The 18,453-nt window shown below is 59.2% G+C and carries 16 protein-coding genes; 6 read left to right on the top strand and 10 right to left on the bottom strand.

Annotated features, from left to right (window positions below):
* The first annotated feature begins 38 nt into the window (after positions 1 to 38).
* Positions 39 to 851, top strand: a complete 813-nt coding sequence (locus tag RA28_RS12550) for an FAS1-like dehydratase domain-containing protein (RefSeq protein WP_039529076.1) — start codon at positions 39 to 41, stop codon at positions 849 to 851.
* Here the strand turns inward: RA28_RS12550 and RA28_RS12555 are convergent.
* On the bottom strand, positions 843 to 1,877 hold the full coding sequence (locus RA28_RS12555) for an NAD(P)/FAD-dependent oxidoreductase (protein WP_082029816.1): 1,035 nt from the start codon (positions 1,875 to 1,877) through the stop codon (positions 843 to 845). The two genes, RA28_RS12550 and RA28_RS12555, sit on opposite strands and share 9 nt — an antisense overlap.
* Before the next feature lie 55 nt (positions 1,878 to 1,932).
* On the opposite strand from RA28_RS12555, the gene mnmD reads away from it, so the two are divergent.
* Positions 1,933 to 2,598: a tRNA (5-methylaminomethyl-2-thiouridine)(34)-methyltransferase MnmD gene (gene mnmD / locus RA28_RS12560; protein ID WP_039529083.1), complete on the top strand. Its 666-nt coding sequence runs from the start codon at positions 1,933 to 1,935 to the stop codon at positions 2,596 to 2,598.
* Entirely contained in the window at positions 2,595 to 3,464 is an 870-nt protein-coding gene (locus RA28_RS12565; protein ID WP_039529086.1) for a DMT family transporter, read from the top strand. The genes mnmD and RA28_RS12565 overlap by 4 nt, the downstream gene beginning before the upstream one ends.
* Here RA28_RS12565 and RA28_RS12570 read toward each other — a convergent pair.
* Complete coding sequence (locus RA28_RS12570; protein ID WP_039529476.1) at positions 3,438 to 5,411, bottom strand: lytic transglycosylase domain-containing protein; 1,974 nt, start codon at positions 5,409 to 5,411, stop codon at positions 3,438 to 3,440. The two genes, RA28_RS12565 and RA28_RS12570, sit on opposite strands and share 27 nt — an antisense overlap.
* A gap of 135 nt (positions 5,412 to 5,546) precedes the next feature.
* Here RA28_RS12570 and dapA point away from each other — a divergent pair, with 135 nt between their 5' ends.
* Positions 5,547 to 6,419 (top strand): 4-hydroxy-tetrahydrodipicolinate synthase, encoded by an 873-nt coding sequence (gene dapA / locus RA28_RS12575; protein WP_039529089.1) that lies wholly within the window; start codon positions 5,547 to 5,549, stop codon positions 6,417 to 6,419.
* Between the two features lie 129 nt (positions 6,420 to 6,548).
* Here dapA and RA28_RS12580 read toward each other — a convergent pair whose 3' ends face one another.
* From RA28_RS12580 to pdxR, 7 genes are all read right to left on the bottom strand, one after another.
* A complete protein-coding gene (locus RA28_RS12580) occupies positions 6,549 to 7,436 on the bottom strand; it encodes a dimethyl sulfoxide reductase anchor subunit family protein (RefSeq protein WP_039529092.1) in 888 nt (295 codons plus the stop codon).
* A complete protein-coding gene (locus RA28_RS12585) occupies positions 7,436 to 8,185 on the bottom strand; it encodes a 4Fe-4S dicluster domain-containing protein (RefSeq protein ID WP_039529095.1) in 750 nt (249 codons plus the stop codon). Before RA28_RS12585 ends, RA28_RS12580 begins: the two co-directional genes overlap by 1 nt.
* Positions 8,182 to 10,998 (bottom strand): molybdopterin oxidoreductase family protein, encoded by a 2,817-nt coding sequence (locus RA28_RS12590; protein ID WP_039529098.1) that lies wholly within the window; start codon positions 10,996 to 10,998, stop codon positions 8,182 to 8,184. The genes RA28_RS12585 and RA28_RS12590 overlap by 4 nt, the downstream gene beginning before the upstream one ends.
* A 24-nt stretch (positions 10,999 to 11,022) precedes the next feature.
* Positions 11,023 to 12,054 carry a putative sulfate exporter family transporter gene (locus RA28_RS12595; protein WP_052261459.1) on the bottom strand — a complete coding sequence of 344 codons (1,032 nt, stop codon included), beginning with the start codon at positions 12,052 to 12,054 and terminating at the stop codon, positions 11,023 to 11,025.
* Between the two features lie 98 nt (positions 12,055 to 12,152).
* Complete coding sequence (pta, locus tag RA28_RS12600) at positions 12,153 to 13,160, bottom strand: phosphate acetyltransferase (protein WP_039529102.1); 1,008 nt, start codon at positions 13,158 to 13,160, stop codon at positions 12,153 to 12,155.
* Between the two features lie 4 nt (positions 13,161 to 13,164).
* A complete protein-coding gene (gene xsc, locus RA28_RS12605; RefSeq protein ID WP_039529106.1) occupies positions 13,165 to 14,943 on the bottom strand; it encodes a sulfoacetaldehyde acetyltransferase in 1,779 nt (592 codons plus the stop codon).
* A gap of 125 nt (positions 14,944 to 15,068) precedes the next feature.
* Complete coding sequence (pdxR, locus tag RA28_RS12610; protein ID WP_039529109.1) at positions 15,069 to 16,529, bottom strand: MocR-like pyridoxine biosynthesis transcription factor PdxR; 1,461 nt, start codon at positions 16,527 to 16,529, stop codon at positions 15,069 to 15,071.
* A gap of 134 nt (positions 16,530 to 16,663) precedes the next feature.
* On the opposite strand from pdxR, the gene RA28_RS12615 reads away from it, so the two are divergent.
* The gene (locus RA28_RS12615; RefSeq protein ID WP_039529112.1) at positions 16,664 to 16,972 is read left to right on the top strand and encodes an ArsR/SmtB family transcription factor; all 309 of its coding nucleotides are present in this window, start codon (positions 16,664 to 16,666) and stop codon (positions 16,970 to 16,972) included.
* The gene (locus tag RA28_RS12620; RefSeq protein WP_039529115.1) at positions 16,965 to 17,996 is read left to right on the top strand and encodes a permease; all 1,032 of its coding nucleotides are present in this window, start codon (positions 16,965 to 16,967) and stop codon (positions 17,994 to 17,996) included. Before RA28_RS12615 ends, RA28_RS12620 begins: the two co-directional genes overlap by 8 nt.
* A 37-nt stretch (positions 17,997 to 18,033) precedes the next feature.
* On the opposite strand, the gene RA28_RS12625 is transcribed toward RA28_RS12620, so the two are convergent.
* Entirely contained in the window at positions 18,034 to 18,423 is a 390-nt protein-coding gene (locus RA28_RS12625; protein ID WP_039529118.1) for a hypothetical protein, read from the bottom strand.
* Positions 18,424 to 18,453 lie beyond the last annotated feature (30 nt).

Genomic DNA, 18,453 nt, shown 5'->3' on the forward strand with positions numbered 1-18,453 from the left:
GGGTTGTTCCGTCAGAGCAGGCTGCCTAGAGTCAAAGCATGACGACAAACGCAGCAACCGAGACATGCCGCGACGTGATGGACCCGGCCCGCGGCGCGGCCTTGCAAACTGCGCTGTCGCAGGCCGTCACGATCTCGGACGGCGCAGTTTTGCCGCCGTTTTTCCACCAACTTTACTTTTGGTCCCCTCTGCCGCCGAGCGCTCTGGGGCGCGATGGGCATCCAAGTGTCGGACAGGGGCTGATACCCGATATGGGTCTGCCTCGGCGTATGTGGGCGGGGGGTCGGCTTCGGTTTGACGCACCGTTGATTGCCGGGAAACCGGCGCTTCGCAAGTCGGTTCTGGAGACGTCGCAACAAAAAACGGGCCGCACCGGGCCGCTGGGGTTTGTGACGCTGCGCCATGAAGTATGGCAGGACGAGGCGCTGTGTGTGACGGAATGGCAGGATCTGGTTTACCGGGAAGACCCGGCTGGGAACGCGGCAAAACCTCAGCCTCCGATGGCCCGAACGGATGAAACAGATCGCAGGTACCAGACGTTCGATTCAACGCTGTTGTTCCGCTACTCAGCGCTGACGTTCAACGGGCACCGAATTCACTATGACCTTGACTATGCCAGAGACGTGGAAGGCTATGCAGGATTGGTGGTTCATGGGCCGCTGCTGGCGCAGATGCTGATGCTTTATGCCTCGGAGCTGTTGGGTCCGTTGGCAACGTTTTCCTTCCGCGCGTCCTCGCCGCTTTTTGACTTTGAAACTGCAACTTTGTGCCGAAACGGCAGTTCTCTGTGGGTCCGGGGCCCGGACGGGCGGCAATGCATGCAGGCCGAGGCGGGCGCGGCTTCAGAATGAGGCCTCGGGGCGGAACTCCGGCGGGATCGTATCGCGGCCTTCGAGCATCAGATCGGCGATCACGTCGGCGATTTTGGGGGCCATGCCGAACCCGATCTTGAAACCGCCATTGGCGATGAATTGACCTGCGTGCAGCGGATGAGCGCCCAACATCGGGGCCCGGCTTTTGCTGCGCGGACGGACGCCGGCCCAACGTTCGATCACCTCGGCACCGTGCAACACCGGTACCGCGCGCATCGCACGCTCGATTACGTCATCCAATTGCGTGTCAGTCCGGTTTGCGTCGTCATAATCGCGTTCTGACGTCGATCCGATGGCCAGGGTCCCGTCTGCATGCGGCACGATATGGATCGCATCGGCAAATAGCTGGGGGGCATCACGAACATCAAAGCGCAACAGCGCCGCCTGACCTTTGACGCCATTGCCAATTGTCTTTCCAAAAGCCTCGTTGAGCTCCTTCAACCCCGCGACCCCGGTTGCGTGAACGACCCGCCCTGCGTCCGGTGCTTCGGAGTTAATTTCTACGCCCATCACGCCCAAAGCGGCCACCAATGCCGCGCAGGCACGGCGCGGGTGCATCCGTGCGCTAAGGGTGTCGTGTATGACAAATCCCGTCGGGCTGGGCGGGCACCAAGCACCCACGTCCTGTACTGCGCGAACGCGCCATTCGGCCCGACCCTGCCAGAGGATTTCGGCACTGTTTTCACGTTCGCGCGCAAGATCAAGGGTTCGCGCGTCGGCAATCGGTTGAATGCGCCCCAGCCGATCGAATCCCGACGATACACCGCCGGTGGCTTCGACCTCTCTCCAGAACGGCTCGGCCATGATCAGGCTTTCGAACTGAAACGCTTTTTTGACATTCCAGTTTTCCGGCACATGCGGGGCCAGCGCACCGACCAATCCACCGCTGGAGCCTGAACCCGCGCCAAATGCGTCGACAACCTGTACCCGTGCGCCGCGTCGGGCACACGTCCAGGCGATTGACAGGCCAAAAATACCCGCGCCGCGCACCGTCACATCGACCATTGCCAATCCCTTTATCCTTGTTCAGTGTCGCGCGGCCTAGCTACAGGAATACCTCATGGCAGACCAGCGCGCCAAACTGACGTGGACCAAGGATCAAATCCCCGTCTCGGACCGGTTCGATGATCCGTATTTCTCATTGCAAAACGGGTTGGAAGAAACGCGGCATGTTTTTCTTGCGGGCAATGATCTGCCAGCGCGGTTCGCGCCCGGTTTTCGCATCGCCGAGCTGGGATTTGGCACCGGTCTGAACATGCTGACCGCGTGGTCCGAATGGGAAAAGTCCGGCCAGACCACCCCCCTGACCTTCACCAGTTTCGAAGCCTTTCCGATGAACCTTGACGACATGTCCCGCGCCCTGGCCGCGTTCCCGGAACTCGGGCCTTGGAGCACCCGGTTTTTAGCTGAATGGCAGGGCGGGCATTGCGACTTCGGAACATTGCGGTTGCAGGTTGTCGAAGGTGATGCGCGCGATACGCTGCCCAGCTGGTCCGGTGCCGCCGATGCCTGGTTTCTGGATGGATTTTCTCCGGCAAAAAACCCCGAGCTTTGGGGCGCGGACCTGATGAAACAAGTCGCCGAGCATACAGCAGAAGGCGGAACCGCCGCCACATACACTGCCGCCGGTTTTGTCCGGCGCGGATTGCAGGAGGGTGGGTTCACCGTGACCCGAACGCCGGGCTATGGGCGCAAGCGGCATATGACGCGGGCCAGCCTGCCATGACGCAGCAGAACAACATCCGTGCCGGTATCGCATTGATGATCGCGGCAACGGTGGTTTTCGCCCTGCAGGATGGTATCTCGCGCCATCTGGCAGGGGCGTACAACACCTACATGGTGGTCATGATCCGCTATTGGTTCTTTGCGGCCTTTGTTGTGACGCTGGCCTTGCGCACGACCGGTGGGATCAGGGCAACAGCGCATACCAGTCAACTGGGTCTGCAAATCGCGCGCGGCGTTCTGTTGGCAACCGAGGTTTGCGTCGCCGTATATGCCTTTACCATCCTCGGCCTGATTGAAAGTCAGGCGGTGTTCATCTGCTATCCGCTTTTGATCGCGGCACTCAGTGGTCCGGTATTGGGTGAAAAAGTAGGCTGGCGCAGGTGGGCGGCCATCGGTGTTGGCTGTGTCGGCGTGCTGATCATCCTGCAACCCGGAGTCGGGGTCTTTAACCCGTGGGCGGTTATCCCGTTGATCTCGGCGCTGATGTTTGCCGTTTATGGCCTTCTCACCCGATATGCAGCACGGAGAGACAGCGCCGCGACCAGTTTCTTTTGGACCGGTGTTGCCGGTGCCGCCGCTATGACCGTGGTCGGGGTTTGGTTTTGGGAACCGATGCAAATCCATGACTGGGGTTGGATGGGTCTTTTGTGCGTAAGCGGTGTTCTGGGCCATTGGCTGCTGATCAAATGCTATGAAATGGCCGAAGCCAGCGCGGTCCAGCCCTTCGCATATTTTCATCTGATGTGGAGCGCGATCCTGGGCATAACGGTCTTTGGCGAGACGTTGCGCCCGGCGGTGATCGTCGGTGCCGGGCTGGTCATCGCGGCCGGGTTGTTCACCCTATGGCGCGAAAGACGACAGGGTTGAGCCCACCAGTTCCTGCGAAAACGGTACCGGCAAGGGCGGCTTGCCAAGACGCGCGCGATAAACCGGCAGGCTTTCCGCCACACGCATCACGTAGTTGCGGGTCTCGGTAAACGGGATCATTTCGATCCAATCGATCACATCGACTTCGCCCCTGCGCGGGTCACCGAACCGGTTCATCCATGAAATTGGCCGTCTGGGCCCTGCGTTGTACCCGGCGGACATCATGACGACATTGCCGTTGAAATCCGCCGCTAGCCCTGAAAGATAGTTCGCCCCGAGTTTGGCGTTGTATTGCCAATCCGAAGTCAGGCGACCGGTCTTGTGACCGCTGAGGATTCCCAGTTCTTTGGCCACCAGTTGTGCCGTCGCCGGCATCACCTGCATCAGGCCACGCGCACCTGCACCGCTGACCACCACCGGATCAAATTCGCTTTCCCTGCGGGCGATGGCCAAAGTCATCTCCTTGGCCATTGGAAGACCCATATCGGCGACCGGATGAACGGGGTAATACGCGGCAGGCAGCACGGTGCCGGTCGTCGCCGCACGTTTTGCAATCATGACCGCAAGATGCGGTTCCTTCAGCTCGATCACCAGATCGCCCAGCTGGTTGGCCTGAACAGGATCGAGGCTTTCGACCAGATGTGTCAGATACCGTTCCGCCAGATTGTCCTCGCCCGCCCGAAGCAGCAACAATCCGGCTTCAAGAACACTGGAATCGGCGAATTCGGCTTGTTTCCAATGCGCGGCCCGCCTGGGGTTGGCCAGCTCCGCGTCAAAGGGGCGACCGATCTGCTCGGCAGCCAGCAAGCCGTAAAACGACGTCTGATAGTCGGCACCGATCGCATAAGCCTCATAGGCTTTGTCCGAGTTGCCCTGTGCGGCGTACGCCCGGCCCAGCCAATAGCCGCCCCGTCCTTTCGAGATGGGGGATTGGACGGCCGAGGAAAAGTTCTGAAAATGCCGAACGGCAGTGTCGGGGTCATTCAGCATGCGCAGGGCCAGAAAACCGGACAACCACTCCAGATCGGCATAGCCGTAACCCATCTCGGGGGTCATGTGGTGATTTGCGGCGATGTCATAGGCGCGCGAAGCTTTGCCTTGCCGCATGACCAGCCGCGCCAGACGGCGGCGACCTTCGGCCCATTGATCCGGTTCCCCCAGCGCATCGGGTCCTGTCGAACGTTGCAGCATCAGGTCGATGGCACTGTCATCCAATTCCTTCTTGTCGCGCCACACAAACCGGTCAAAGGCCAGACCCGGAGAATTGGAGAGGGATTTGGGCACTGCGGAAACCTTGCCGTCCACTCCGGGCTGGCGTTTCTGCAACGCAATCCGCGCCTCGGCCAGTTTGCGTTCATCCGCGTTGACCAAAGGCAACATGTTTCCGGCACTGACAAGGTGACCGTCCCACAGCATGCGATCCAATCGCGCCGTATGGTGGGGCCTGAGCAATTTGCCAAAATTTTCGAGGTAGTCGGTTTGCAACCCAGAACCCATGGGCATTGTCCGCCACGCGGTGACGATGTCGGCCTGTGCTTCGCCCTGTTGACCCTTGGCCATCAGCGCAACAGCATAGTTCAGTGCCCCTTCGGCGGTTTGCGGCGGGGTCTCGGCATAGAACTTCAAAACGCGGTCTGGGTCCGCACCGGTAAATGCCGGTTCGCTTTTGCGCCGCAACCAGCTCAGGCCGGGCCAGTCCGGGCGACGGTCAAGAAAGACCAGCACATCCCCGGATGATCCGAACCCCTCGCGCAGCCAATGCCAAACGATGATGTCGCGCGACACCGATCCACGCGCGCCCGATACGCGAAGCGCCTCGTTCCAATCGCCCTTGCGCATCTCGTGCAACCCGGCGCGCAAATCTGCCGTCGCATCCGCACGGGCAATCTGCGGTTGCAGCGCCCAGACCATAATCACCGTCATCAAAAGCGCTAGAAAGCGTGTCATCCCTTGCAATTCCTGACCAACCAAGGATAGAGCCATTCAGGATAAGCCTTGCGCCGCCGGGATCAACTCACAAACCGTAATTCCTCAGACACCGAGGCGCAAAAACTGCAATTCGCACCTTGAAGGAGTGCACCCATGTTCAAAGGCTCTATGCCAGCCCTCGTCACCCCGTTCCACAACGGCGAGTTGGACCTGGATGCGCTCAAACAATTGGTGGAATGGCAGATTCAGGAAGGCTCGACCGGATTGGTTCCTGTTGGTACAACCGGCGAAAGCCCGACGCTGAGCCATGAGGAACATGAGATCGTCGTTGAAGAGGTTGTCAGAACCGCGGCGGGCCGTGTTCCGGTCATCGCCGGTGCGGGGTCGAACAACACGGTCGAAGCGATCCGTTTCGTGCGCTTCGCCCAGAAGGTTGGTGCGGACGCGGCGCTCGTCGTGACGCCCTACTACAACAAGCCGACCCAGAAAGGTCTGTTCACGCATTTCCGTGCACTGCATGATTGCGCCGATATCCCGATCATCATCTATAATATCCCGGGCCGTTCCGTGGTCGATATGACCCCGGACACGATGGGTGAACTGGCCAAGCTGCCACGCATCATCGGGGTCAAGGATGCCACCGGCGATCTGGCGCGCGTCAGCCAACAACGGGCAACCTGCGGTGCAGATTTCTGCCAGTTATCTGGCGAAGATGGCACTGCGCTTGGCTTCAACGCCCATGGCGGTGTGGGCTGCATCTCGGTGACGGCCAACGTCGCTCCGAAACTCTGTGCCGAATTTCAGAAGGCAACGCTGGACGGAGACTACGTCAAAGCGCTGGCCTATCAGGACCGGTTGATGCCATTGCACGAGGCGATCTTTATCGAGCCCGGCCTGGTTGGCGCCAAATATGCGCTCAGCAAACTGGGACGGTGTACGGATGAAGTTCGCTCTCCGCTGACGACATTGGAAGACAGCACCAAATCCGCGATTGACGCGGCGATGGCACACGCGGGCCTGATCTAGTTCCCGTCAAACCAACGAATGAGCGGCCGTGATCCTTGCGCGCCGCCCATTCTCTGCGGATCCAACCTTCATCTGGCCAGAAATATCCCGGGGGAGGCGCGGCTTGCCGCGACGGGGGCAGAGCCCCCTTCACCGTTTTCCGTAGTATAGCCCCACCACATGTTCTGCCTGCGCGAAGAACAACCAGCGAGAGACCAAAATCCCCGCCAAATGCGACAGCACCGCAAACAGCGCAAAGATATGCTTTACGACAACGCCGGTGACAGGGATCAAAATAAGCAGCAGCGGTAGTGCAAAAGCCAGCCCGAAGGAAATCACGCGCAATCTCTGCGCATGTTTACGGCCAACCACGTGGACGAACTCGCGAAGCAGATAGTTTGTCCCGGTATGCGGTGGTTCGAAAGCGCGCACGGTTCCACGACTGCCCAATCCTGTGGCCGTAGCCAGGTTTGTACCGGATCCGTCCAGCGCTGCATCGCCCCTGGTCCAATAGGCAAGCTGAACAGCGCCGGCAACGATCAGCAGCCATGGGGCCAGTGCCTCCGCTCCGGACAACAATGCGCCGCCCGCAAGGCTGAAGGACAGAAACATCGCGGGCGTCAGGTTCATATTCCAGCGCGGGATCGTCTTCAGCTGGGTGTAAATCATCGATGTGGTGAACACTGTTGCAAGACTGAGCAGCGCACCGATCCATCCCAGCAGTGTCCAATGGCTGTGCAGGAAAACGGCGCCAAAGGCAAAGAGTCCCATAGCGACCAGAGCCGCAACGGCGCAAACGCCTTCGCGGCTGAGCCAGCTGGATCTCCACTGGCTGAACGCCTTCCATGCACGTTCCGGATGTCCCAGATGGAAGGTCGAAGCAAGCAGCCCCCCGACCGCCAAACCAAAGGCGATCGCATAGAACACGAACGCAACGAGGCCCGTTACCGCCGGTTGGCCGAGGCCCAGGAAGAACAGCAATCCAAAGCCCAGACCCGAAAAGGTGGTGAAAATGATGACAGAAGGGGCCGGATGCATCAGAGCTTCTCCAAGGTCTTATCGAGCCAGCCGAGAAACCCTTTGGGCTCGTCTGCGACAGGGGCAAGCAAAGGCGCCAGAATGTCGATCTGGTCCTCGACCTGATCTTTGGGACGCGGCGGCAGGTATTTGTTGACCGGCTTAGTGCCCATCTCGGGCATCAGGTCCATGCCGCCGCGCTCGGCAACCAGTTTGCTGACGTCGCTATCAGGATCGCCCAGATCACCAAAGTGGCGTGCGCCTGCGGGACAGGTGCGTACGCAGGACGGGACGCGATCCACCTCGGGCAGGTTTTCATTGTAGATGCGATCCACGCAAAGCGTGCATTTCTTCATCACGCCCTCGGCCATATCCATCTCGCGCGCGCCGTAGGGGCAGGACCACGCGCAGAGACCGCAACCGATGCAGTCGCTTTCGTTGACCAACACAATACCGTCCTCGACCCGTTTATAGCTGGCCCCGGTGGGGCAAACGGTCACGCAGGGCGCGTCTTCGCAATGCAGGCAGGATTTGGGAAAGTGGATCAATTGGGCCGGACCGTCGTCTGGCTGAACTTCGTACGAGTGCACGCGGTTCAGGAATGTGCCTGACGGGTTCGCGCCATAGGCGTCCTGATCCGACAACGGCGCGCCGTAGTTTTCGGTATTCCAGCCTTTGCAGGAAATCACACAGGCGTGACAGCCCACGCACGTGTCCAGGTCGATCACCAGACCCATCTTGCGTTCGGTGGATTGGGGGAGTTGGGTCATTTGCCTACCTTCCACGCCAGGTCTTTGGGGCCGGTCCCGACCGGGGATTTGATCGGCTCAAACTCGGGCTGGCTTTCTGCATCTGATGGGGCCGCGGCCTTTTCAATTTTGACTTTGAGGTCGAACCAGGCGGCCTGGCCGGTAATCGGGTCCGAATTTGCCCAGCGCATTCCATCGCCCTTCGAGGGCAGCAATTCGTGAATCAGATGGTTCAGCAAAAAGCCTTTGGTCGCTTCCGGTGCGTCCTCTTGCAACGCCCAGGCGCCTTTGCGTTTGCCGATTGCGTTCCATGTCCAGACGGTGTTTTCGTTCAGCGCTGCCATCTCCATGACGGGCACGGTGATCTCGCCATGTGGCGAGGTGACCTTGGCCCAGTCGCCGTCCTGCAATCCGTGCTCGCGCATTAGCTTTGTGGGCACGTAAAGCGGATTGCGCCCGTGCAACTGGCGCAGCCAAGCGTTCTGGGTGCCCCAACTGTGGTACATTGCCATCGGGCGTTGCGTCAGGGCGTTAACGGTGAAGCCTTCGTTGCCTTGTTGGTCGGTTTCATACCAGATTGGCAGGGGGTCCATCGTTTCCTTGAGGCGCTGTCTCAGGTGATCGGGCGGTTGGCGGTCGCCATGGCCCTCGGCAGCCAACTGGAACCGGCGCATCGGTTCGGAATAGAGCTGGAACAGGTACGGCTGTGGTGAGTCGTAAAGACCCATGCCAACGGCCCAGTCCTGATAGGCGGTATTCCAAGGTTTGTAGTAGTCCGCGCCTTCCGGAATATGCGCAACAAAGAACCCGCCGTTTTCGATGTATTGATCCAATTGGTTCGGATTGACCTCGCCACGCCCGACTTTTTCCCCGTTGCCCCGAAATCCGGCAAGGGGGCCGATGCCCGGCTTGCGCTCGTGATTGACAATGTAGTCTGCGTAATCCTTCCACTTGGGGTTGCCGTCTTCGTTGGTGAAACCGGGAAGGTTCATGCGGTTGGCGAGTTCAATGAGAACCGACTGAAATCCGCGGACATCCCGGTCAGGCTCCACCACCGGCCAGCGGATCGCATCTGCGGCGGCGTCGGCCTCGCAGATCGGGCGGTCGAGTAACGAGATACAGTCGTGACGTTCCAGATAGGTGGTATCGGGCAGGATCAGATCGGCATAGGCGACCATTTCCGACGAATAGGCATCCGAGTAGATGATCCTTGGGATGACGTATTTTCCGTCCTCGGTCTTAGCGGACAGCATCTCCATCACACCCTTGGTGTTCATGGATGAATTCCACGACATGTTCGCCATATACATGAACAGCGTGTCGATCTTGTAGGGATCGCCAGCGACTGCGTTCGAGATCACCATATGCATCAGCCCATGGGCAGACATCGGGTTTTCCCATGTAAACGCTTTGTCGATGCGCTGCGGTGTGCCGCAATCGTCCAGCAACAAGTCATCCGGTCCACGCGGGAAGCCCAGATGCGGCCCGTTCAGCGACCGCCCGGGCCGGCGATCGCCGTGCGGTGTCGGGTGCGCCTCGACCGGCTTGGGGTAGGGGGGCTTGAAGCGAAAGCCGCCCGGAACCTCGACCGTACCCAGAAGTATCTGCAGCACGTGCAAGGACCGACATGTCTGGAATCCGTTCGCGTGCGCGGAAATCCCGCGCATGGCGTGGAAGCTGACAGGGCGGCCAGTCATTTTGGCGTGTGTCTCACCCCGGAAATCGGTCCATTCGTGATCCAGCTCGATGGCTTCTTCGAAGGCGACGCGGGCAATTTCCGCTGCGATGGCGCGGATGCGTTTTGCGGATATGCCACAGCGGTCGGCTACGGCTTCGGGCGCATGATCGTCCGAGAGGTACTTCTCGGCCATCAGGTGAAAGACGGGGCGATGCGTAACGCCGTCTTTTTCATAGGTGGCCGAAAGATCCGGGCGCACGCCGGGTTTGTCAAAGGCAGTGGGCGCGCCCGTCACCCGGTCGATGACCAGCGGCTTGCCGTCCGTATCACGCAGGAACAGACCCTTTTCCGGTCCTTCAGCGGCGTTTACCAGAACGGGTGCGTTGGTGTAGCGGCTGAGATAGTCGAGGTCGATCTTCCCCGCCTTCATCAGAACATGGATTAGCGACAGGATGAACAGGCCATCGGTGCCGGGTGTGATGCCGACCCAATCATCTGCGACAGCGTTGTATCCCGAGCGGATCGGGTTCACGCCGATCACCCGTGCGCCGCGTGCCTTGATCTTGCCGATACCCATTTTGATTGGGTTGCTGTCGTGATCCTCGGCTACGCCAAACAGCATGAACAACTTGGTGTGTTCCCAGTCCGGTTGGCCGAACTCCCAAAATGCGCCACCCATCGTGTAGATGCCACCCGCTGCCATGTTGACGGAGCAGAATCCGCCATGGGCTGCGTAATTCGGAGTGCCGAAATTCTGGGCCCAGAAGCTGGTGAAGCTCTGGCTTTGATCGCGACCGGTAAAGAATGCCAGTTTTTGCGGCGCTGTCTCGTGCAATTCGTTCAACCAGCCGACGGCGGTGCTGATCGCCTCGTCCCATTCGATCTCGCGGAACTCGCCCGAGCCGCGCGGGCCAACACGACGCAACGGTTTGCGCAAGCGCGACGGCGCGTTGACCTGCATTATTCCTGCGGACCCCTTGGCGCAAAGAACACCTTTGTTGACAGGATGATCCCGGTTTCCTTCGATGTAAGCGACCTTGCCGTCTTTCATATGCACGTTGATGCCGCACCGGCAGGCGCACATGTAGCAGGTCGTCTTGCGGACCTCGTCCGAGACCTTCGGCGAGGTCTCGATCTGGGGTTGCTGGAATGTCATCTGGCCTCCCTAATTGATGTTGCTTCAGGTCAAGATATGTATTCCCGCGAGGATCAGACCTGCGATAAACAGCGTTTCAACGACGATCAGGGCAATCGCGGCCCCGCCGACAGACAGCACCTGTTTCAGGTTCGTCTTCATTCCCACCGCGGCGATGGCCGTCAGCAAAAGCCAGCGCGATACCTGTCCAAGAAATTCACTAATCTCCAGCGGAATCAAGCCCGCAGAATTCAAGCCGGCCAGAATGATGAACGCGATCACAAAACCCGGAAGGATCGGTGGGCGTTTCCCGTCTGCGGGCAATTCGGCGTAGGTCCGGATCACGATCGATGCAATCAGAACAATCGGGGCCAGCATCGCCACGCGCATCAGCTTGACCAAAGTGGCCGTTTCGCCAGCAGCGTCCGAGATCGAAAAACCGGCACCGACGACCTGTGCAACATCGTGAATTGTTCCGCCAAGGAAGACCCCGGCCTCAAGCGGCGATAACCCAAGCCTGTTGACGATGATCGGATAGAGGATCATCGCGATTGTGGACAGTACAGTGACGCCCAAAACAGTGAAAATCAGCCGCTCTTCCGAGCGTTCGTCGCGCGGAAGAATGGCGCTGATCGCCATAGCCGCCGACGCCCCGCAAATGGCAACCGAACCAGAAGTGAGCAAGGCAAAGCGCCACTTGTGGCCAAACAAGGGTGCAACCAGAAACCCGAACAGGATTGTGGCGATAAGGCCGCCGATCACCAGTGCGATCAATTGCGGGCCAAGTCCGATCATCAGAACCATCGAAACGCGAACGCCCAGCAGGGCGACGCCCACCCTTAGCAATGTGCGGGATGTAAAGGCGATGCCCGCGACGGCCTTGCCTTCTTCGCTGAGAAATCCAAGCGCGATACCCAGCAACAAGGCCAACAGCATCGCGGGGGTGGCGTAGTGGTCCGCCAGGAACTGCGCGGTCACTGCGACGATGGCGGAAACCGCGATGCCGGGAAACAGCGTTCGGGCGGTTCGAGCGGCTTCCAAGCCCATTGGATTTCGCGATTTCGGTGTTGCCAGCATTTGCTTGACGCTCTTTCTATCGTGTTGGCCGAACCTGTCCGGCATATGCGGTTCGGGCCCAAGAACAACGCCTCGCCCGGGTGGGTGCGGTTGCCAGATTATGACTGGCTGTGTTGCGCCTGCACCGCCGTGACTGCGATCATGTGCAAGACGTCCTCGGCCGAGCAGCCGCGGGATAAATCATTGGCCGGTTTCGCCAGGCCCTGCAGGATCGGACCGATTGCCTCTGCTCCGCCAATGCGTTGGGCGATCTTGTAGCCAAGGTTGCCCGCATCGAGATTTGGAAACACAAACACATTTGCTTCTCCCCGCAGAGGAGAGTTCTTGGCTTTCTTGTCGGCAACCTCGGGGACGAATGCGGCGTCGAACTGAAGTTCTCCGTCGATCAGCAAATCCGGCTCGGCTGACTTGGCGATCTGCGTGGCCCGGCTGACCTTTGTGACCTTCGGATGGCTGGCGCTGCCACTGGTCGAAAAAGACAGCATCGCAACCCGAGGTGTCTGGGACGTCAGCGTCTTGAACGATGCGGCAGATGCACGGGCGATTTCCGCCAGTTCCTGCTCGTCCGGATCGACGACCAGACCGCAATCGGCAAAGATATGCGCGCCTTTCACCGTATGGTGATCGCGGAAATAGAACATCAGGAAAAAGCTGGAAACCATCGCCGCATCGGGTGCCTTACCGATGATCTGCAGCGCAGCCCGAACGGTGTCCGAGGTTGTTTCGACCGCGCCGCCTACGGTGCCATCTGCCAGGCCTGTATGTACCAGCATGGCGGCATAGGTCAGGCGATTCCGGATTTGCTGCGCGGCCTGATCACCGGTCATGCCCTTGTGCTTGCGCAACTCGTAAAGCTCGGTTGCAAACCTTTCGGCGTGTGGCGAGTCATTTGGGTCGTGGATTTCGATGCCATCAACGGTTTCAGCATCATGTTCTGCCAAAAGTGACCGAACCTTTGCTGCATCGCCTACAAGAATGACGCGCGCAACACCTTCCTTACGCGCCTTCAGCGCACCTTCGACAATCCTTGGGTCATCGCCCTCGGCAAGGGCGATGATCTTGTCGGGGCTGCTGGCAGCCCCGAGAATTGTGCGCAATGGCGTCACGCGTTTACGTCCCGGCCTGCGCTGTCATGTCGTCCGACGAAATCCCGGCTACAGCAACGGGCTTCTTCATTGCGTCGCGGCGGAAGGGTTCCCCGAGCTCCTGATTGATCATTGCCTCGATCAGGGTGGTTATACCGTTTTTCTGATCTTCAATGGCCTGGTTCAGGGCGGCGGTCAGTTCGTCTTGCGTGCGTGCAACGACACCTTTCAATCCGCAGGCTTGCGCGATACCGGCATAAGACACTTGCGTGTCCAACTCGGTGCCGACGAAGTTGTCATCGAACCAAAGGGTCGAATTGCGCTTTTCCGCGCCCCATTGATAATTCCGGAAAACGATCTGGGTCACGGCGGGCCATTCCGAGCGACCGATTGCAGTCAATTCGTTCACCGCGATGCCGAATGCGCCGTCACCGGCGAAACCGACAACCGGCACGTCGGGTTGCCCGATTTTCGCGCCAACAATTGCCGGCAGGCCGTAACCGCACGGACCAAAAAGGCCGGGGGCCAGGTATTTGCGGCCTTCGTCGAAATCAGGATAGGCGTTGCCGATGGCACAGTTGTTGCCGATGTCGGACGAGATGATCGCCTCGCGTGGGAGAGCCTGCTGAATTGCACGCCACGCCATGCGCGGGCTCATCCAGTCAGGTTTGGCCGCGCGGGCACGTTCGTTCCAAGTCGTGCCCGGATCGTCCTGTTCGTGGGTGAGCGAGGTCAGTTCCTGAGCCCAAGCCGATTTCTTCTGCGCGATATTGGCTTTGCGTTCGGCGCGGTTGGTGTTTCCAGCTTCGTCTGACAGCTGCCGCAGAATGCCGTTTGCAACCTTTGCCGCATCACCAACGATGCCCACGGTGACCTTTTTCGTCAGGCCAATGCGATCTGGGTTTATGTCCACCTGAATGACTGTCGCGTTCTCGGGCCAATAACTCATGCCGTAGCCCGGCAGGGTCGAGAACGGGTTCAGGCGGGTGCCCAGTGCCAGCACGACGTCGGCGTCTTTGATCAGCTCCATTCCGGCTTTCGAGCCGTTATAGCCAAGCGGACCGGCAAACAGGGGATGGTTGCCGGGGAACGCATCATTGTGCTGGTAGCCAACGCAGACAGGAGCATCCAAGCGTTCGGCAAGCGCGATCGACGCGTCGATTCCGCCTTCGGACAGAACCACGCCAGCACCGTTGAGGATGACCGGGTTCTTGGCATTCGACAGGATTTCAGCCGCTTTGGCGACCGAGTTTTCGCCGCCCGGGCTGCGCTCGAACTCAACCGGATCAGGGATTTCGATGTCGACGACCTGAGTCCAGAAGTCGCGCGGGATGTTCAACTGTGCCGGACCGGACAGACGTTTGGCTTGGCTGATCACACGGGTCAGGACCTCGGCCACACGGGTCGGATCGCGCACTTCCTCCTGATAGGCGACCATATCTTCGAACAGTTTCATCTGTTCGACTTCCTGAAAGCCGCCCTGACCAATCGTCTTGTTTGCCGCCTGCGGCGTTACCAACAGCAGCGGGGTGTGGTTCCAGTATGCCGTCTTCACAGCGGTCACAAAGTTGGTGATGCCGGGGCCGTTTTGCGCAATCATCATCGACATCTTGCCGGTGGCGCGGGTGTAGCCGTCCGCCATCATGCCGGCGCTGCCTTCGTGCGCGCAGTCCCAGAACATGATCCCTGCCTTTGGGAACAGATCCGAGATCGGCATCATCGCCGAACCGATGATTCCAAACGCATGTTCAATACCGTGCTTTTGCAGAACCTTAACAAAGGCCTCTTCGGTCGTCATTTTCATCTGATTGATCTCCGCGCAAGTAAGGACTGGCCGGGCATGCCGCCCTGCCGTTGCACTTGGTTTTGGAGCATGGCGCGCGGCGGCGTTAGGGCCAGACAGAGAGGCGAAATAAGTCCAGCGCCGAGTCAGTAGTCGCCGATCGCGTTCGCGATCAGTTCCACGCCGGCGGGAATCTGTTCGGCCGCGATCGAGGAGTAGCCAAGGCGATAGAAATTCTGCGGTTGGTCCGGCTCTGAGAAAAAGGATGCGCCGGGTTCGATATGCACGCTTTGATCTTGTAGCGTTCTTGCTAGTTTCGTTGTGTCGACATGTTCAGGTGCAGACATCCAAAGGGAAGACCCGCCGATGATACCGCGCCCGGCGACGGTCAGTCCGAACTGTTCTATTGCCGTATCCAAAGCCTGTCGACGCTCGGCCAGTGTCTTGGACATGCGTCGGATCTGGGCATCGTAGTGCCCAAGCGAAAGAAAGTAGGCCGCCGTGCGTTGCATATGGCCGGGGGGATGCCGAAGAACCAGCGAACGCAACGCCCGCGCCTCGCGAATGAAGGGTTCTGACCCGACCATGTAACCCAGACGTAGACCGGGGAACAAAGACTTTGAGAAACTGCCGACGTAGATCACCCGCCCATCCTGGTCCATGGATTTCAACGCGGGCGAAGGCGCATCCATAAAGGCCATTTCGAACTCATAATCATCTTCAACGACCATCGCATCCAGCGCGCGGGCGCGATCCAGCAGCTGACGTCGGCGATCCACCGGCATGGTTGCTGTTGTGGGGCTTTGGTGGCTGGGTGTGGTGAATATGACGTCGGTGTTGTCTGGCAACAGCTCTGGTGGCAGGCCATCGCGGTCGACGCCCAATGGGGTAACGTTGCAATCCCAGTAGTTTAGCAATGTCCGCAACGCGTAATAACAGGGGTCTTCGATCACCGCATTGCGGTTGTGGGTCAGCAGAATACGCGACGCCAGCCACAGCGCGTTCTGTGCGCCCATGGTGATCAGGATCTCTTCTGGACGCGCGGCGATGCCCCGGCGCGGCAGGCTGTGACGCGCAATAAACTCGATCAGCAGGGGGTCGTCCTGATCGACGTAGTCAGACGTCAGTGTGTCAAAGTCCTTGTGCCCCAATGCCCGCACCGCGCAAAGGCGCCAGTTGGCATGATCGAACAGGGTTCTGTCGGCCTGCCCATAGATGAACGGGTACCGGTAGTTTTGCCAATCACTGGGTTTGTGCAGAAAGTCACCACCCGAAAACCGCCTGGCCAGCGCGGCATCCCAATCAACGGTTTCGGTTCCGCGCTGCAACGGAGTGTATTTTGGCGGCACCGGCGCGTTCTGAGACACGTAGTATCCCGAGCGATCCTTGGCGGTAAGGTAATCGTTGGCCAACAATTCGGTATAGGCCAGCGTGACCGTGATCCGACTGACACCCAAATGCGCGGCAAGGTTTCTGGAGGATGGCAGCTTCTCACCCACATGAAACCGACCCGACAGAATACCTTCGGCAATCATCTGTTGAATGCGGGCCTGCAAGGTGCCCTGGCCGTTGGGCTCAAGAAAGAATGTGTCGACTGAGATGCTCATGAACAGGTTATAGGCTGGACTTACAGTGGCTGCAATCTGGACATAAGGCGGATGAAGGGATCTTTGTCTTAAGGGTTGACGTGTCTTGCTGATTGAACTAAATAACTAGAAAATTAGTTTAATGGAGAAATCGAATGTGGGAAACAGCTGCTGCAGGGTTTTCTGCCATGGGGTCCGAAGCCCGGTTGAAAGTTCTGAGAACTCTGGTCCGTGCCGGACAGGCTGGATTGACCGTGGGCGAAATTCAGGACCGCACCGGAATCGCTCCGTCGACATTGGCCCATCATCTGCGGTTTCTGGCCGCGGGCGGGGTTGTCGAGCAAGAGAAAGTTGGGCGCAGCACCATCAATCGCGCCTGTTATGATGAGCTTAGAAATCTCGCGCAGTTTATCCTTGCCGAATGTTGCGCTGATGAATTTGGAAAGGCCGCGAACGATGGCTGAGCTGACGCAAAACCCGAAAGTGTCGCCCAAGGCGCTTGTCGAAATGATCAAGACGCCGTGGGCGTTGATTTTGGCGCTACTTTTGGCGGTCGCCATTCTCGACCCGGGAAACTGGATCGCGGTTGTCACTTTTGCCGGTAAGGCATTGGCGCATACCGGGCAGTATATCCTGTTTGCCGTGCTGCTGTTATCATACCTCAAAGCGACCGGGGCCGAGGTCATGGTCGCACGCGCGTTTGAAGGACGCGAGACCCGGATGATTTTTCTGGCTGCCGTGTTTGGTGGTCTGGCTCCATTCTGTTCTTGCGAGGTGATACCGTTTATCGCCGGGTTGTTGGCCCTGGGTGCGCCATTGTCGGCGGTCATGGCCTTCTGGCTCAGCTCGCCGCTGATCGACCCGCCGACCTTGCTGATCACGGCCGCCGCGCTGGGTTGGCCCTTTGCAATCGGCAAAGCCGTGGCTGCGGTTGCGCTTGGTTTGTTCGGCGGGTTTGCCGTGCGCTTTTTGATGCGCGGGGGTGCTTTTGCGCAGCCGCTGCGGGAATATAAACCAACTGGCTGCTGTGGTTGCGGCCCCAAGATGGATGACAAACCGGTCTGGAAGTTCTGGCAAGAACCCGAGCGCCGCATGCGTTTCCGCTCCGAGTTTGTGCACAACGGTCTGTTCCTGCTCAAGTGGCTGGCGTTGGCCTATGTGCTCGAAGCGCTCTTGGTCAATTACGTACCGGCAGACTTGATTGCGCGTGTCGTTGGTGGCGAGGGGATCGTTCCCATCGTGGTTGCCGCGCTGGTCGGTATGCCCGCCTACCTGAATTCGTACGTTGCACCGCCGCTGTTGGCCGGGCTGATGGAGCAGGGGATGACAGCGGGCGCGGCGATGGCATTCATGGTTGCTGGCGCCGTCAGCTCGATCCCCGCGATGGCGGCTGTTTGGTCGCTGGTTAAACCAAGGGTGTTTGCCACATACCTTGGGTTGGGTATCAGCGGTGCGATTGTGGCCGGTATTCTGTTTCAGATGCTTTAAGACAAATCCCGCCCGGCAATGCCCGGGCGGATTGCCCTTACCCTGCCTCGCAATAGCGGGGTAGTTTGAATCTGTACCGTGCCTCGCCACTCTCGACATAGACCCGTTTTTCCACGCAGGCGCTGGTGCCTACGGTTTGCGCGACCGGCCCCTCGTTCGACGTGATCGATGTGGCCGTTCCGTCCGGCAATCGGACCGAGGCGATCACGCCGTTCTTTAGATCACCATTCATCGGAGTCGCAGAAAGCACCGCGACAGTCATAAAGGCCTCGTGTTCATGATCGCCATCATCGCCAAGCAAAAAAAGGCTGGTTACAATCGCGATCATCACGACACCCCCGGCAATCGCCAGAGCCTTTGTTTTCAAAAACACATAGATGGAGACGGCACGGTGCGGGCCAAAAATTGCAGATAGTAGGTTCAGCATAGCGATTTCCCAAAAGAAAGACCCCGGCGA

It is taken from the genome of Ruegeria sp. ANG-S4, assembly GCF_000814005.1.
Taxonomy (GTDB): domain Bacteria; phylum Pseudomonadota; class Alphaproteobacteria; order Rhodobacterales; family Rhodobacteraceae; genus Ruegeria.